Origin of the sequence: Arthrobacter bussei, assembly GCF_009377195.2 — a bacterium.
In the GTDB taxonomy this organism is placed as follows: domain Bacteria; phylum Actinomycetota; class Actinomycetes; order Actinomycetales; family Micrococcaceae; genus Arthrobacter_D; species Arthrobacter_D bussei.
In genome coordinates, this window is record NZ_VJXX01000006.1 from 1 (window position 1) to 14,463 (window position 14,463).

General features: G+C 69.2%; 15 protein-coding genes and 1 tRNA gene. 8 read left to right on the forward strand and 8 right to left on the reverse strand.

Features of this window, described 5'->3' with window-relative positions:
- The first annotated feature begins 412 nt into the window (after positions 1 to 412).
- The 3 genes from FNH21_RS14475 to FNH21_RS14485 all read left to right on the forward strand — a co-directional run bounded on the left by FNH21_RS14475 (position 413) and on the right by FNH21_RS14485 (position 2,958).
- Positions 413 to 979 carry an SRPBCC family protein gene (locus FNH21_RS14475; protein WP_152816796.1) on the forward strand — a complete coding sequence of 189 codons (567 nt, stop codon included), beginning with the start codon at positions 413 to 415 and terminating at the stop codon, positions 977 to 979.
- Positions 976 to 2,346 (forward strand): FAD-binding oxidoreductase, encoded by a 1,371-nt coding sequence (locus FNH21_RS14480; RefSeq protein WP_152816797.1) that lies wholly within the window; start codon positions 976 to 978, stop codon positions 2,344 to 2,346. Before FNH21_RS14475 ends, FNH21_RS14480 begins: the two co-directional genes overlap by 4 nt.
- Before the next feature lie 99 nt (positions 2,347 to 2,445).
- Positions 2,446 to 2,958, forward strand: a complete 513-nt coding sequence (locus FNH21_RS14485) for a DUF4190 domain-containing protein (RefSeq protein ID WP_152816798.1) — start codon at positions 2,446 to 2,448, stop codon at positions 2,956 to 2,958.
- 55 nt (positions 2,959 to 3,013) lie between these two features.
- Here FNH21_RS14485 and FNH21_RS14490 read toward each other — a convergent pair whose 3' ends face one another.
- The 4 genes from FNH21_RS14490 to FNH21_RS14505 all read right to left on the reverse strand — a co-directional run bounded on the left by FNH21_RS14490 (position 3,014) and on the right by FNH21_RS14505 (position 8,006).
- Positions 3,014 to 4,375: a DUF4032 domain-containing protein gene (locus FNH21_RS14490; RefSeq protein ID WP_152816799.1), complete on the reverse strand. Its 1,362-nt coding sequence runs from the start codon at positions 4,373 to 4,375 to the stop codon at positions 3,014 to 3,016.
- A 140-nt stretch (positions 4,376 to 4,515) separates the two neighbouring features.
- Positions 4,516 to 5,604, reverse strand: a complete 1,089-nt coding sequence (locus FNH21_RS14495) for an ABC transporter ATP-binding protein (protein ID WP_055769448.1) — start codon at positions 5,602 to 5,604, stop codon at positions 4,516 to 4,518.
- Between the two features lie 130 nt (positions 5,605 to 5,734).
- Complete coding sequence (gene otsB, locus FNH21_RS14500; protein WP_152816800.1) at positions 5,735 to 6,517, reverse strand: trehalose-phosphatase; 783 nt, start codon at positions 6,515 to 6,517, stop codon at positions 5,735 to 5,737.
- Positions 6,507 to 8,006 carry an alpha,alpha-trehalose-phosphate synthase (UDP-forming) gene (locus FNH21_RS14505; RefSeq protein ID WP_152816801.1) on the reverse strand — a complete coding sequence of 500 codons (1,500 nt, stop codon included), beginning with the start codon at positions 8,004 to 8,006 and terminating at the stop codon, positions 6,507 to 6,509. The genes otsB and FNH21_RS14505 overlap by 11 nt, the downstream gene beginning before the upstream one ends.
- 127 nt (positions 8,007 to 8,133) lie before the next feature.
- Between FNH21_RS14505 and FNH21_RS14510 the strand changes: the two genes are divergently transcribed.
- Both FNH21_RS14510 and FNH21_RS14515 read left to right on the forward strand, forming a co-directional pair.
- Positions 8,134 to 8,994, forward strand: a complete 861-nt coding sequence (locus FNH21_RS14510) for a DsbA family protein (protein ID WP_241743289.1) — start codon at positions 8,134 to 8,136, stop codon at positions 8,992 to 8,994.
- Between the two features lie 90 nt (positions 8,995 to 9,084).
- A tRNA-Thr gene (locus FNH21_RS14515) sits at positions 9,085 to 9,161 on the forward strand.
- Between the two features lie 58 nt (positions 9,162 to 9,219).
- Here the strand turns inward: FNH21_RS14515 and rsgA are convergent.
- From rsgA to FNH21_RS14535, 4 genes are all read right to left on the reverse strand, one after another.
- A complete protein-coding gene (gene rsgA / locus FNH21_RS14520) occupies positions 9,220 to 10,272 on the reverse strand; it encodes a ribosome small subunit-dependent GTPase A (protein WP_152816802.1) in 1,053 nt (350 codons plus the stop codon).
- A gap of 206 nt (positions 10,273 to 10,478) precedes the next feature.
- On the reverse strand, positions 10,479 to 10,679 hold the full coding sequence (locus tag FNH21_RS14525) for a hypothetical protein (protein ID WP_206687064.1): 201 nt from the start codon (positions 10,677 to 10,679) through the stop codon (positions 10,479 to 10,481).
- A 122-nt stretch (positions 10,680 to 10,801) separates the two neighbouring features.
- Positions 10,802 to 12,130 carry a multidrug effflux MFS transporter gene (locus tag FNH21_RS14530; RefSeq protein ID WP_338403299.1) on the reverse strand — a complete coding sequence of 443 codons (1,329 nt, stop codon included), beginning with the start codon at positions 12,128 to 12,130 and terminating at the stop codon, positions 10,802 to 10,804.
- 93 nt (positions 12,131 to 12,223) lie between these two features.
- Positions 12,224 to 12,727, reverse strand: a complete 504-nt coding sequence (locus tag FNH21_RS14535; protein WP_152816804.1) for a metallophosphoesterase family protein — start codon at positions 12,725 to 12,727, stop codon at positions 12,224 to 12,226.
- Positions 12,728 to 12,844: 117 nt separating this feature from the next.
- Between FNH21_RS14535 and FNH21_RS14540 the strand changes: the two genes are divergently transcribed.
- From FNH21_RS14540 to FNH21_RS14550, 3 genes are read left to right on the forward strand one after another with little or no spacing between them, the layout of a single operon-like run.
- Positions 12,845 to 13,036, forward strand: a complete 192-nt coding sequence (locus FNH21_RS14540; RefSeq protein WP_152816805.1) for a hypothetical protein — start codon at positions 12,845 to 12,847, stop codon at positions 13,034 to 13,036.
- 43 nt (positions 13,037 to 13,079) lie between these two features.
- Positions 13,080 to 13,457 carry an SPFH domain-containing protein gene (locus tag FNH21_RS14545; RefSeq protein ID WP_152816806.1) on the forward strand — a complete coding sequence of 126 codons (378 nt, stop codon included), beginning with the start codon at positions 13,080 to 13,082 and terminating at the stop codon, positions 13,455 to 13,457.
- Between the two features lie 24 nt (positions 13,458 to 13,481).
- Complete coding sequence (locus FNH21_RS14550) at positions 13,482 to 14,402, forward strand: SDR family NAD(P)-dependent oxidoreductase (RefSeq protein WP_152816807.1); 921 nt, start codon at positions 13,482 to 13,484, stop codon at positions 14,400 to 14,402.
- Positions 14,403 to 14,463 lie beyond the last annotated feature (61 nt).

A 14,463-nucleotide genomic window follows, 5' to 3' on the forward strand; every position in this document is an offset into this window, starting at 1 on the left:
CACAGCGCCGATGGTACTGCACCCGAGAGAGTGTGGGAGAGTAGGACACCGCCGGACAACACTTCACAGGCTGAGGCCCCACACCACCAGGTGCGGGGCCTCACCCCATTAACCCCACAACCCCACCCCCCACCCCACCGCCAGCCACCACGCGCCAAAGGCCAACCCACCAGCCAGGCCCGGCACCGCCGCCGGGCGGCACCGCCAGCGCGGCCAGCACCAGCCCGGGTCAACCCGGGCAGGCCACGAGGCCGGCCAGCACCAACACGGCCAGGCCCAAAGGCCCACGGCCGGCCAAGCACGCATGCCAATGCCGCCGAGCCGGGCAGGATACGGCACTCGCTCCCTCCCGGGCGATGCTGTGCCGCGGGAAGGTGCTGTCGAGGTGGGCGAGCGGCGGTAGGGTCGGGGCATGAGTGGATTGTTCTCGCACGCCTCCGCCGACGGCGATGCGCCCTCGGACCGTCCGGACATCCAGGCGACTGTCTCTGTGCCCGCCTCCGCCGACCACGCCTGGGCGGGACTCGTCGAGCACCTGCACCTCTGGTGGCCGGCGGATCTGTTGAGCCGGTGGGGAACCGACAGCTTCTTCGACCTCGAGGACAACGCGCTCGTGGAGACGTCAGCTGAGGATGATGAGAACGTCTGGGGCGAGGTGACGGACAGTGCTTCCGGGCAGTGGATGCTGCTCAGATGGCGCGCTGCCGGCTCGACGACGATCACGGACCTTCGCCTGGGTGTGAGGGAGGACGCCGGTGTCCTCCATAGGGCGCGTATCGAGGCAGCCGCTGAAGGCACATCCGGGTCCGGCGGAGCTGGGGTCGTCGACCAGGCGGAGGGGAATGGGCCTGTCGAGACGACGCTGGGCCTGACCCACAGTGGATGGACGAGCGCCGATCCGCATGATCTCTACGACTTCTACCGCCAGTTCTGGCCCGAAGCCCTGGCGCGGTACCGCCGCTTCATGGGGGGATCATGATCGATGCATCCGCGCTGCGGGATCTCGAGGACATTCTGCCCGGTCGCGTGTCCACATCTGCCGCCGATCTGACGAGCTACTCGCGCGATCAGGGGCCGGTGCTCGAGCCGGCCCTTCCCGTCGCGGTGGTCCGGGCAGGATCCGTGGCCGACGTGCAGGAGGTGCTGCGGTGGGCCACTCGCCACAGGGTTCCGGTCATCAGCCGTGGAGCCGGGTCGGGCGTGTCAGGCGGCGCCCATGCGACGACAGGGAGTGTCATCCTTTCGCTGGAGCTCATGACGCGCATCCTCGAGATCAATCCCGATGACGAGACCGCCGTCGTCGAACCGGGCGTCGTCAACGCCGCCTTGAACGATGCCGTAGCCGGTCATGGTCTAATGTATGCGCCGGATCCCGCCAGCTATCGGTGGTCGACGATCGGCGGGAATGTCGCCACCAACGCCGGTGGCCTGCGATGCGCCAAGTACGGGGTGACGCGTGACTCGGTCCTCGCACTCGACGTCGTGCTGGCGGACGGGACGCTGGTGAGAACCGGGCACCGGACGTTCAAGGGCGTGGCAGGCTACGATCTGACGGCCTTGATGACGGGCTCCGAAGGAACGCTCGGGGTGATCGTCGGTATCACCGTCCGGCTCCGGTACCTGCCGACGTCCGTCCACACCGTGGCGGCCTTCTTCGAGGACTTCACGAGCGCTGCGGCCGGGGTGCTAGCCATCGGACGAGCCAGGGTGCAGCCTGCGATCCTGGAACTCCTCGACGGCAACACTCTCGAGGCGCTCGACGGCGCCCACGGTTCCGACCTCCGCCGTCGTGGGGGTTCCCTGCTCCTCGCGAGGACGGACGGGTACGGGGCGGCCGCGGAAGCCGAGCAGATCCGCGCAGTGCTTCTCGGGCTGGGTGCCCGCGTGAGCGACGAGGGTTCCGAGGAAGCGGACCGGTTGATCGATCTCCGGCGGCACAGCCGTGGCGACGAGGTCGACGACCTGTACAGGGTGGGGGAGGACGTCGCCGTCCCCAAGTCGCAGCTGGTCGGCTACGTGGCCGCACTGGAGGCGATGGCATCACGTCATCAGGTGCAGCTGAAGGTCGTGGCGCACGCCGGGGACGGCAACCTGCATCCCACCTTCTGGGTGGAACGACGGGAGGGGCCTCAGGCGCAGGAACGGCTGGAGTCGGCGCTGGATGAATCGGTCCGCTGCGCGTTGGACCTGGGCGGCACGATCACGGGGGAGCACGGCGTGGGACAGTACAAGCGACGGTGGCTCGCCTGGGAGCAGGCGCCGAAGATCCTCGCGCTGCAGGCAGAGATCAAGCGGGTCTTCGATCCCCTCGATATCCTGAATCCGGGAAAGGCGATCGTCTCCTGATCGTTGCCTCGGGCTTCCGGAGAGACGCCGGGACGCGGTGATACTGTTCAGGAAATTGGCGGAACACACCGTCATTTTCATCGCGCCACGGGGAGCAGCATGTCTGACAACAATCCAGGATCGCAGGGTAGTTCGCCCTACGGTCAGCAGAACCAGCCGCAGTACGGCCAGAACCAGCCGCAGTACGGTCAGAACGCACCGCAGTACGGTGAACAGAGTCCCACTGCCTACGGGCAGCAGCAGGGACAGTCGCCCTACGGCCAGCAGGGCGGGAACAACTACCCGGGGCAGCAGGGCTACCAGGGGCAGGTCACCGAGAACCCGGGCAGGACTCTCGGCATCGTGGGCTTCATCCTCGCGATCCTGATCGCGCCGGTGGGACTGATCATCAGCATCGTGGCGTTCGTGAAGTCACGGAGGGCCAAGATGGGCAACGGGTTCGCCCTCGCCGGCATCATCATCGGCATCCTCTTCACGATCATCGGTACGATCCTGATCATCGTCATTGCCAGCTTCACGGCCGAGCTGACACAGCAGCTTCTCGACGCGTGCCAGGGCCAGCCCTCAGGTACACCCGTCACCATCCAGGGTCAGTCCACCAGCTGCCCCTGACGAAGAGTGATGAAGGGCCGGCAGCCGATGGCTGCCGGCCCTTCGTCGTTGCAGCCTAGTTGTCCCCGTACTCGGAGTCCTCATCGATGCCGATGGTGCGCGCGTCGGCGGTCAGCATGATCTCCGCCTCGTCACGACGGTGCCGTAGCTCGTCGTCGAGGTAGGACTGCACGGCCTCCGCCATCGGGACATTGCGGTCCTCGCGCTCCGACATGTACCAGCGGTGCTCCAGGACCTCGTGCACCACCTCCGCGGGCTCGAGCTTCCCGCCCAGCTCCCGCGGGACCGCCCGGACGATCGGCTCGAAGACCTCGTTGACCCAGAGGTGGGCGCTGAACTCCTCGTCGAGGGTCGGATTGTTGTCCGCCCGGTAGGCGTCCATGTCGTTGAGCAACCGCCGCGCCTGGTTCTCCTGTGCATCGAGGCCGGTCAGCCGCAGCAGCCGGCGACTGTGGTGCCCGGCGTCCACGACCTTGGGCTGGAGCTGGATCTGCGTCCCGTTGACGGCCGTCTTGATGGCGTACTCCTCGACGTCGAAGCCGAGCTCGTTGAGGCGCCGGATGCGGGCACCCACGCGCCAGCGCTCCCCGAGCTCGAAGGACTCCTTCTCGGTGAGCTCGGTCCACAGGCGGCGGTAGCTGTCCATGATCAGCTCGCTCGTCGCCAGCGGATCCACCTTCTCCTCGATCAGCCCGCCCTCGGCGAGGTCCATCAGCTCACCGGCGATGTTCACGCGGGCGATCTCGAGGTCGTATTCGCGCTGACCCGTCGACAGTTCGGGATACAGTTCGCCGGTCTCCGCGTCGACCAGATACGCGGCGAAGGATCCCGCGTCGCGGCGGAACAGGGTGTTGGACAGGGAGACGTCCCCCCAGTAGAAGCCGATGAGGTGCAGACGGACGAGGAGGAGCGCCTGGGCGTCGATGAGGCGCGTGAGGGTATCGCGGCGAAGCGTCTGGGAGAACAGTGCGCGGTAGGGAAGCGAGAACTTCAGGTGCCGTGTGACGAGGACGGGATCGAGTTCGTCGCCGTCGGGAGTGGTCCGGCCGGAGATGACGGCGACGGGCTCCACGCAGGGAACATCCAGCCGCTGCAGCTTCCGCAGCATGTGGTACTCGTGCCGGGCGATGTGCTCGCTCGTCTCCTTGACGGCTATCACCGATCCCCCCAGGTGTGCGAAGCGCACGATGTGCCGGGAGATCCCTCGGGGAAGGGCTGCCAGTGCACTGGCGGGCCACTGCTCCAGGGCGATGTGCCAGGGCAGGTCGAGCAGTTCGGGATCCGTGGCAGCGGCCGTGATGTTGAGTGACCCGAGGCTCGGGCTCTCCGACGACGCCGGGCGGAGCCTCGGGAGCTTGCCGGCCTGCTCGTAGTCGGTCGGCTCGTCATGCCATTGGGCGTTCGAGGTCTCGCTCATGGTGTTGCCTCCGGGTCGGGGCGGGAAGGGGCCTGCGTCAAGCGTAGTTGCCACCGACGCGACGATGGCGTCCGCCGAGCCCCAGAGGGTACCCGGCGGACGCCACCGTCGTCGTACGTGGTTGCTGGTCCGCGGAGGGACTAGACCGTCTCGGCCAGGCGGAGGCCGCTGCTCGTGTCGAACAGGTGTACGTGTCCCTGCTCGGGGCGGACGAACACGCTGTCACCCTTCATCGGCGGGCGGCGACCGTCGACGCGCACGACCATGTCGTGGTTCTTGCCGTCGAGCGTGGTGTGCCCGTAGATGTAGGCGTCGGCGCCGAGTTCCTCGACGACGTCGACCTCGACGGGCAGCCCCTCACCGGTCGCGGACACCACGAGGTCCTCGGGGCGGACACCCAGCGTGACGGTGTTTCCGGCCGCGGCGTCCAGGACGCTGCCGGGGACCGGGTAGACGATGCCGCCGAAGATGACGCCGCCGTCGGCCACGGGCAGTTCGAGGAGGTTCATCGCGGGAGAGCCGATGAAGCCGGCCACGAACACGTTCTTGGGACGCTCGTAGAGGTTGCGCGGGGTGTCGACCTGCTGCAGGATGCCGTCCTTCAGCACGGCGACGCGGTCACCCATGGTCATGGCCTCGACCTGGTCGTGCGTGACGTAGACCGTGGTGACGCCGAGGCGGCGTGTGAGCGACGCGATCTGCGTGCGGGTCTGCACACGGAGCTTGGCGTCGAGGTTGGAGAGGGGCTCGTCCATGAGGAACACCTGCGGGTTACGCACGATGGCGCGGCCCATGGCGACACGCTGCCGCTGGCCACCGGAGAGTGCCTTCGGCTTGCGGTCCAGGTAGTCCTCGAGGTCGAGGAGCTTGGCGGCCTCGCGGACGCGCTCGGCACGCTCCTCCTTGGAGACGCCCGCGATCTTCAGGGCGAAGCCCATGTTGTCGGCGACCGACATGTGGGGGTAGAGCGCGTAGTTCTGGAAGACCATCGCGATGTCGCGATCCTTCGGGGGGACGTCGGTGACGTCGCGGTCGCCGATGAGGATGCGTCCGGAGTTCACGTCCTCGAGGCCGGCGAGCATGCGCAGCGAGGTGGACTTCCCGCAACCGGAGGGGCCGACAAGGACGAGGAATTCGCCGTCGGCGATGTCGATGTCCAGCTTGTCGACAGCGGGCTTCTCTGTGCCCGGGTACAGGCGCGTGGCCTGGTCAAACGTTACCGTTGCCATGGTGGTGTTTCCTTTTCACGGGCAGGTACGTGCCCGACGATCCGTAGTGAATGGAAGAGTATTCAGTTGTGGTGCGTGACCCGCCAGCAGTACCGGTGACGTTGGTCACGCTGGGAGCAGTATGACACGTTCAGCGGGTCGGCGCACGGGATGTGCGCAAGGACACCAGTTCCTCGAGCACCTGGGAGAAGTCCTCGGGCGTCGCGACGGTGAAGGGCGCGGACGTCCGGCCCGGACCGATCCTGATGCCAACGTCGCCCGGGCGGAGGGTGCGTTGGGCGTGCTCGTCCGTGACGTCGTCGCCGGCGAACAGGAGTGCGGTCGCCCCCGTGGTCTCCCGGAGAAGAGCCAGGCCCTGGCCCTTGTCCGCTCTGATGACGGAGACCTCGAGCACGCGCTTGCCGTCGGTGACGCTGATGTCCCCGAGCGGCGCGAGGCCGGCACGCGCAGCTGCCACGGCAGCATCGGCGACGTCGTCGGCCGCTGTTCTCGTATGGAGGACGACCCCGGCGGGCTTGAACTCGATGCGGGTACCCGGATGCGTTGCGACGGTGTGTTCGACGACGTCGACGGCCCGGGCGAGAAGCTCGGCCTGATCCGCGGTCAGGGCGAGGGCAGCGCCGTCGGGCCCCGTCCAGGTCTCCGCCCCGTGGCTGCCGATCAGCAGCATGTCCTCGGGCGGTTCTGCCACCACGCGCAGGCTGTCGAGGGCGCGGCCCGAGATCAGTGCCGTCGTCGTGCCAGGCAGGCCGGCCAGCGCTCGCAGCGCAGCGGCCGACGCCGGGAGGGCGCGTGCGTCCTCGGCCCGCTCGACCAAGGGTGCGAGGGTCCCGTCGAAGTCGAGGGCGACGAGGAGCCGGGGCGTGGCGGCGAGCGACGCGAGGGCGGAGAGCAGCTCCGGTTCAAGCGCCATGGCCCGCACTTCCCGTGTGCAGGGCGTTGAGGAAGGCCTGCGACCAGCGTTCGACGTCGTTGTGGACCACCTGGCGGCGCATCAGCCGCATGCGCCGCATCGCCTCCGTCTTCGGCATGGAGATCGCCGTGACGATGGCGCTCTTCAGGCCGTCGATGTCGTGCGGATTCACGAGGATGGCCTGGCGGAGCGTGTCCGCGGCGCCCGCGAATTCGCTGAGCACCAGCATGCCGGTGTTGTTCGTGCGTGCCGCCACGTATTCCTTGGCGACGAGGTTCATGCCGTCCCGCAGGGCGGTCACCAGCATGACGTCGGCGGCGAGGTACAGGGCCACCATCTCCTCGACGGGATAGCTGTGGTGCAGGTAGCGGATGGCGGTGTTCTTCATGGTGTCGTGCGTGCCGTTGATGCGGCCGACGGCGCCCTCGATGTCCTCGCGGAGGAGACGGTACTGCTCCACCCGCTCGCGGCTGGGGCTCGCGACCTGGATGAGTGCGGCGTCCTCGACCGTGATCGCGCCGTCCTCGAGCAGCTCGCCGTACGCCTTCAGCCGATGGCCGATGCCCTTCGTGTAGTCGAGGCGGTCCACGCCGAGGAGGATGTGCTGCGGGTCGCCGAGCTCGCGCCGGATCTCGCGGGAGCGTTCGATCACGTCGGGGCGCTGCGCGAGTTCCGTGATCGACGCCGTGTCGATCGAGATGGGGAACGCCTCCGCGCGGGAGACGTAGGCGGGGGTGCCGTCGTCGCCCTCGGGGACCTGTACCTGCTGGGCCTTGATGGTGTGGCCCTTGAAGCGGCGCACGCACCGCAGGAAGTTGCTCGCGTCGCTGGGACGCTGGAAGCCGATGAGGTCGGCGCCGAGGAGACCCTCGATCACCTGTCGGCGCCACGGGAGCTGAGCGTAGATCTCGAGCGGCGGGAACGGGATGTGGTTGAAGAAGCCGATCTTGAGGTCCGGCCGGGCCTGCCTCAGCATCTTGGGTACGAGCTGCAGCTGGTAGTCCTGGACCCAGACGGTGGCGCCCTCGGCCGCGACGGACGCCGTCGCCGCAGCGAAGCGCTCGTTCACCTTCCGGTAGGAGTCCCACCAGGTGCGGTGGAACTCCGGCGAGGCGATGACGTCGTGGTAGAGCGGCCAGAGCGTCGCGTTCGAGAAGCCCTCGTAGTAGAGCTCGACCTCCTCGGCGCTGAGCGGCACGGGCACGAGGCGCATGTTCGCCTCGTCGAAGGGCTCGAGCGTCTCGTCGGACGCACCGTGCCAGCCCACCCAGGCGCCGTCGGCCTTCGCCATGACGGGCGCCAGAGCCGTCACCAGACCCCCGGGGGAGCGGCGCCAGGAGCTTTCCCCGTGCTCGTCCACCACGCGATCCACGGCGAGCCTGTTCGAGACGACGATGAAGTCGAAGTCCCCGAACCGGCCGTCGGTCGGGAAAGAGGGCTTCACGCCGGGTGTCGTGGACGGTTGTGCTGCGCTCAAAACTGGCTCCATCGCAGAAGGGGGATCTCCCGCCCGACTCTATCGGGTCGGGCAGGAGTCGGCCGGGGACGTGAGCTGGGCGGAACCGCTCAGGTGCGGTCGATAGCATGGCCTCCCAGCACACCGACGAAGAGGACCGATGGCGCCCGCACCCAGACACAAGCCGACCAAAGCCCAGCGCACCGCCGCGACCCGTGAGCGGGAGCGGGTGGCCGCCGAGGAGCAGCAGCGGAAGGACCGCCGCAACGGGATGCTCGCGAAGTGGGGTGTCGTGGTCGCGGGACTGATCGTCGTCGCCCTCATCGCGGTGGTGGTCATCAACACTGTGCGCGGCCGGATCCCCGACGCCGGGCCGGCGCCCCAGGGCGGCAACGCCCAGGGTGGCATCACGCTCCTGTCCAGCACCGACACGGCGCCGACGGGGACCGACATGGTGGACGTCGCGACCCTTCCCGCCGAGCCCGCAGCGGAGGGAACAGTCCCGGAGGGCATCACCTCCGTCACCAACGGCCCCCTGCAGGTGGTGGCGTACGTCGACATCAACTGCGTGCACTGCGCGGACTTCGAGGAACGACATTCCGAGCAGATCCTCTCGTGGCTGGACGCCGGCGAGATCACGTTCGAGTACCGCACCGTGGCCTACCTCGACCGCAACAGCAGTACCGAGTACTCCTCCCGCGCCGCGAACGCCGTCGCCTGTGTGGCCGACTCCGCACCCGAGGCGTACTTCGACGTCAACCAGCGCCTGTTCGCACACTACGAGCAGGGAGAGCTCGACGACGACGGCCTCGTGGCGCTCGCCGCGGACGCAGGCGCGGGGGACATCTCCGCGTGCGTGGAGGAGGGGACCTTCCGCCCATGGGCGGCGTTCGCCACGGCTGCGGCTCAGGCGGCAGCTGTCGGCGGCACGCCGACGGTGTTCGTCAACGGTGCCGCGGTCCCGAACGCCGTCGAGGACTTCGAGACGACGGTTCAGGAGGAACTGGACGCCCGCAGCTGATTTCCGGCGGTGGCGGGCCTGGGCTACCCTTATTGAGCGCTCGACTGCCCTCCAGCCAGGGGCGACGGCGCCCGCTGGCCCGGCCAGTTCGCCTCCTTAGCTCAGTTGGCCAGAGCACCGCTCTTGTAAAGCGGGGGTCGTCGGTTCGAATCCGACAGGAGGCTCCATCCACTCTCCTGCTGTTCCTCCCGTGAACGTGACCGATGCGCGGAACGCCGCCGGCTCTCACCCCCAGCCCTGCCGGTGCTCCTTGCCCCGCACGGCGTCGCGGACTGCACGCTTGGGGGACCGGTCATGGGACCGTCGCTCGGGCGGGTTCTGCCGGCGGTGGAGGCTCTCCAGTTCACGCTGCATCTTCCGGTAGCTCCGCCACCGCCGCTCCCCGAGTGCCCCGGACAGGAGGGCGAGCTGGACGGCGCAGCCGGGCTCGGCGTCATGCGCACAGTCACGGAACCTGCAGGAGGCGAACAGGTCCTCGATCTCGCCGAAGACCGCGGCCAGGCCGTCCTCCGCGTCCCAGAGGGCGAACCCCCGGAGCCCCGGTGTGTCCATGAGGACGGCGCCGTCGCCGATCGGTACGAGCTCCCTCGCCGTCGTGGTGTGCCTGCCGCGGCCGTCACCCGCCCGGACCCGACCCGTGTCCTGCATATTCCGGCCGATGAGCGCATTGACGAGGCTCGACTTGCCGGCACCCGATGGCCCGAGGAGGGCGAGTGTCTGCCCCGCACCGACGCGGGCTCGCAGGTCATCGAGGCCGTCCCCCTCCTCGGCAGACGTGGTGAAGACCTCCACACCCCGCGCACGTTCCACCGTGTCCGCGACGACGGCATCGAAGCGGGAGCTGAGGTCGGCCTTGGTGAGCACCACGAGGGGGACGGCGCCAGAATCCCGGGCTGCGACCAGCGTCCGTTCCAGACGGTTCACCGACAGCGCCCGGTCCAACGGGACGACGACGCCCACCAGATCGACATTGGCGCCGAGCAGTTGCGCCTCCGGGAGCGGATCGTGGGCGCGTTTGCGCTGCAGGACCGCCCAGCGCGGAAGGACGCCGACGATGCGCGGATCCTCCCCGCCGGTGACCGCGACCCAGTCGCCGGTCACGAGGACCTCGTGCGACCGCACCCGGAGCAGGCCCTGTTCAGTGGCCAGGAGCAGTCGCGTGCGGTCCGCGCGGACCACCCGGGCGGGAGAGGCGGCCGGTGCAGCTGTGGTCGGGGGATGGAGGGAGAAGAGACGGGCGACACGGTCCGTGTAGCCGTACTGCTGAAGAGGGTTCAACGGAGGTCCTCCAGGGAAGCCTCCCGGGCGCGGCTCGCCTCAGGGCTGGGGCGCAGGAACCGGGGAGGTGACGACGAGGGGGGTGGGGGCGGTGGTCGACACGCCGACAGTGACGTTCTCCATGACCCACCTCCTGTCGTTCCCGAGGGACCCGTCCGGGCCCGCAAGAGCCCAGTGTAATCCGTTGCCGATCCGGACGACAGACGTCAGGCCGGTGTCCTGTCGGTCTTCTCCACCGACCGGCGCGCGGTCCTGCGCCTCGCGTCGCCGAGGTCCCGCCGGAACTTCTCCTCGTCCACGGCGGCGTTGCGGCTCATACCCATGACCCAGACGACGATGACGACGGTGGCGAGCAGCCACACGGCCGCACCGGCGGCGACGAGGAGGGCGATCTGCAGGACAGTCATCATGCTCCTCTCGTCATCGGACAGCGGGCGTCGCTTCGTCGCGGGTGCTCCATTGTCCCAGAGTGGCGCCGGACTGTCAGGTCGGTACCCCCGGCGGTGGATACCTGACGGCAGAGGTGGGATCAGCTGCGCTGGTCGGGGCCCTGCGCCTGGACCTGCTCGGCCTCGCGCTCCTCGGTCCCGGTGGCCGTCGTCGTGGGCCCGGGTTCCATGCCGTCCCGTTCCCGCCACCCGCCTGCGCGGTAGGCCGGGGTGCCGGTGGCCAGGACCAGCAGTGTGAGGGCCGCTGCGGCGAGCATCACGCACACCATCGCCACCGGGCCTCCGCCGAGCAGGCCGACGAAGGGGCTGACGAGACCGGCCACGCCGGACTGCAGGGCGCCGATGACCGCCGCCGCCGTTCCCGCCATGTGACCGTAGTGGTGCAGCGCGAGCACGGAGGCGTTGGCCGGGATCATGCCCTGTGTGCCGAGGACCAGCCACAGGCCGGCGACGAGGCCGACGATCCCGCCGAAGCCTGTCAGCACGATGCAGAGCAGGACGAGGGCGCAGCACACCTGGACGACCACGGCGATGCGCAGGACACGGACCGGGGCCGCGCGCCGCACGAGGGCGGCGTTCAACTGCGCGGACCCGACGATCGCCGCGCCGTTGATGGCGAAGACCGCCGCGAACTGCCCCTGGCTGAGGCCGTACCGGTCCTGGAACACGAACGGTGATCCGACGACATAGCTCATGATGACGGCGAGGCCGAGCCCGGGGATCACGGCGAGGGCCATGAAGTGCCGGTCACGCAGCAGGGCCGCGTAGCCGCCCGCCACCTGTCGTGGATCACCCGGGCGGCGTTGCTCGGGGGGCAGCGATTCAGGCATGAAGCGCCACACGACGACGACGAGGAGCAGTCTGATCAGGGCGAGGGCGTAGAAGACGGCGCGCCACTGCCATGCTCCGGCGATCGCCTGGCCCAGGGTGGGCGCGAAGAGCGGTGCGACGCCGATCACCAGCATCAGCCGTGAGAGCAGGCGAGCTGCCTCCGATCCGACGAACCGGTCGCGGATGACGGCGATCGCCACCACCGAGGCGGCAGCGTTGAAGAACCCCTGGGCCACCCTGAGCCAGATCAGGGTGCCGATGTCAGGCGTGATGGAGCACAGCAGCGAGGTGACGACGTGCAGCGAGATGCCGATCAGCAGGGGCAGCCGGCGGCCGTAGCGGTCGGAGAAGGGCCCGATCACGAGCTGGCCCACTCCGGCCCCGATGAGCATGCCGGACATCGTGAACTGGGTGGCCGCCTGTGAGGCCTGGAGGTCCTCGGCGACCGCCGGCAGGGACGGAAGGTAGACGTCCGTGGAGATCGCGGGCAGGGCGGCGAGGGCGCCGAGCATCAGGATCCAGCCGATGGTCGAGCGGCGGCCGGTCGGAGTCGGTCGGGTGGGTCTCGTCGTGCTCACCCAGACACCGTAGGCGGGCGGTCGACCTGCCGAACAGCTGCGGTGGGCGCAGATCGCAACGGTCGAAAAGGTGGACAGCAGGGGTGCGGCGCGTTAGCGCGGCGGCAGGCGGTGCGTCGTCACGCTGACTGCGCCGTCATCGACGACGGCGGTCATGTAGGTGCAGAACGGTTGGCGACGGCGGTCGGTGGGCGAGCCCGGGTTGAGGAGCCGGAGACCGCCCGGCGCCGTGGTGTCCCACGGGATGTGGCTGTGGCCGAACACCAGGACATCGGTGTCCGGATGGAGCGCCGCCATGCGGGCTTCCCGGCCCTGGCTCTGGCCGGTCTCATGGACGACGGCGAGCCGCACGCCCTCGAGCTCCGCCCGGGCGACGAGGGGGAGGCGCGAGCGCAGGTCCGCGCCGTCGTTGTTGCCGTAGCAGGCGATGAGTCGTCGGGCCCCCTCCTCCAGTTCGTCCAGCAGCCCCGTCCCGGTCCAGTCCCCTGCATGGACGACGACGTCGGCCGAGCCGACGGCGTCCCACACCTCGTCGGGCAGCACCTTGGCCCGCTTCGGCAGGTGGGTGTCGGCGAGGAGCGTCAGGCGGAGGACCATGGTGCCAAGTCTGCCGCGGAATCCGGCAGTAAGGCACCCGTGACAAGCCGGTGACCCTATGGCATGCTTCCGTAAGCACGCTTACTAATCACGGTCCGGACCACGAGGAGGCAGACCATGCGGATCGACAGGCAGCAGATCATCGACCTGCTGAAGAGCCAGGGCAAGGACGACCACGCCGATCAGGCACAGTCCGATCTGCCGGATCAGGTGGACCCGGAACAGCACGCGGACCTGCTCGCCAGGTTCGGCATCAACCCGACGGACCTGCTGGGCAAGATCCCGGGTCTCGGCGGTTTCGGAGGCTAGGTCGGCGCGGTGAACCGTCACCGCCACGAGGCAGGAGACAGTGATGGAAACAGGACAAGTGGTATGGATCATCGTCGCGATCGTGGTCCTTCTGGCGGTCATCGCCGTCGTCGCCGTTCTGGCGCGGAAGCGGGGGCATGCCCAGCGGAAGCGGCAGCAGGACAAGGACCGCCACAGGGCGGCCGAGATGCGCGAGCAGGCGAAGGCCACGGAATTGGACGCCCGTGAGCGCGAGGCCAAGGCGTCGATGGCGGAGGCCGAGGCGCAGCGCGCCGAGGTCGAGGCGGAACGGCTGCGGCAGCAGGCGCAGGAGCGACAGGCCGACGCCCACGGACTGCGTGAGAAGGTCACCCATCACAGCCAGGAGGCCGACGCACTGGACCCCGATGTGCCGACGGACAAGGATCGGCGCGGCCACTGAGCCGACCATCGGGAGGGAAGATTCATGACGGATACGCTGCGCGTGGTCATCACCGGTGCATCGAGCGGGATCGGGCGGGCAACAGCCCGGCTGTTCGCGGAGGAGGATGCCCGGCTGGTCCTCGCCGGGCGTGACGCCTCGACGCTCGAGGACGTCGCGGCAGAGTGTCGCGCCCTGGGGGCGACGGCGATCACCCTCCGCACGGACGTCTCCTCCGCCGAGGAGGTCGACCGCCTTGCCGACGCCGCCGTCGAGCGGTTCGGCGGAATCGACGTCTGGGTGGGTAATGCCTCCCTGTACAGCTTCGGCACGTTCGAGCAGACACCGCCCGATGTCTTCGACCGGCTCCTGTCCGTCAACCTCTCCGGACAGGTGTACGGGGCGCGGGCGGCGCTGCGCGTCTTCCGGCGCCAGGAGCGCGGGGTGCTGGTCTCGGTGGCCTCCATCTACTCGAGGATCACGTCACCGCTCGTCAGCCCCTACGTCACCAGCAAGTTCGGCCTGCTCGGCTTCCTCGAGGTGCTGCGGATGGAACTGGCGAGCGCACCTGACATCCATGTCTGCGCCGTCCTCCCCGCAACCATCGACACGCCGATCCACCAGCACGCCGCGAACCATACCGGCCGGGCGGTCCGGCCGCTTCCGCCGGTCACCGATCCCTTCCGGGTGGCACGGGCGATCGTGCGGGTCTCGCACGCACCACGCCGGCTGACCCAGGTGGGTCGGGTGCAGTCGCTGTTCGTCCACGCCCGCGCCCTGGCCCCCTCGGCCTACCAGGCCGTCGTGGCCCGCGCCTACCCTGCCCTCGCGCTCACGCGGGACGCGGCCCCCGTCTCGGACGGCAATGTGTTCCATCCGGATCGTCGCTCCACCGGCGTGACCGGGGGGTGGCGCTGGTTCCCCCGGCTGCGGCGCATCCCCGGCGGGGCCGCCCGACGACGCTGAGGGCGGGCCGCCCGCCCCCGGATCGCCTCGCCGCTGCGGTCCCGCACCACCCGCCCGCGCA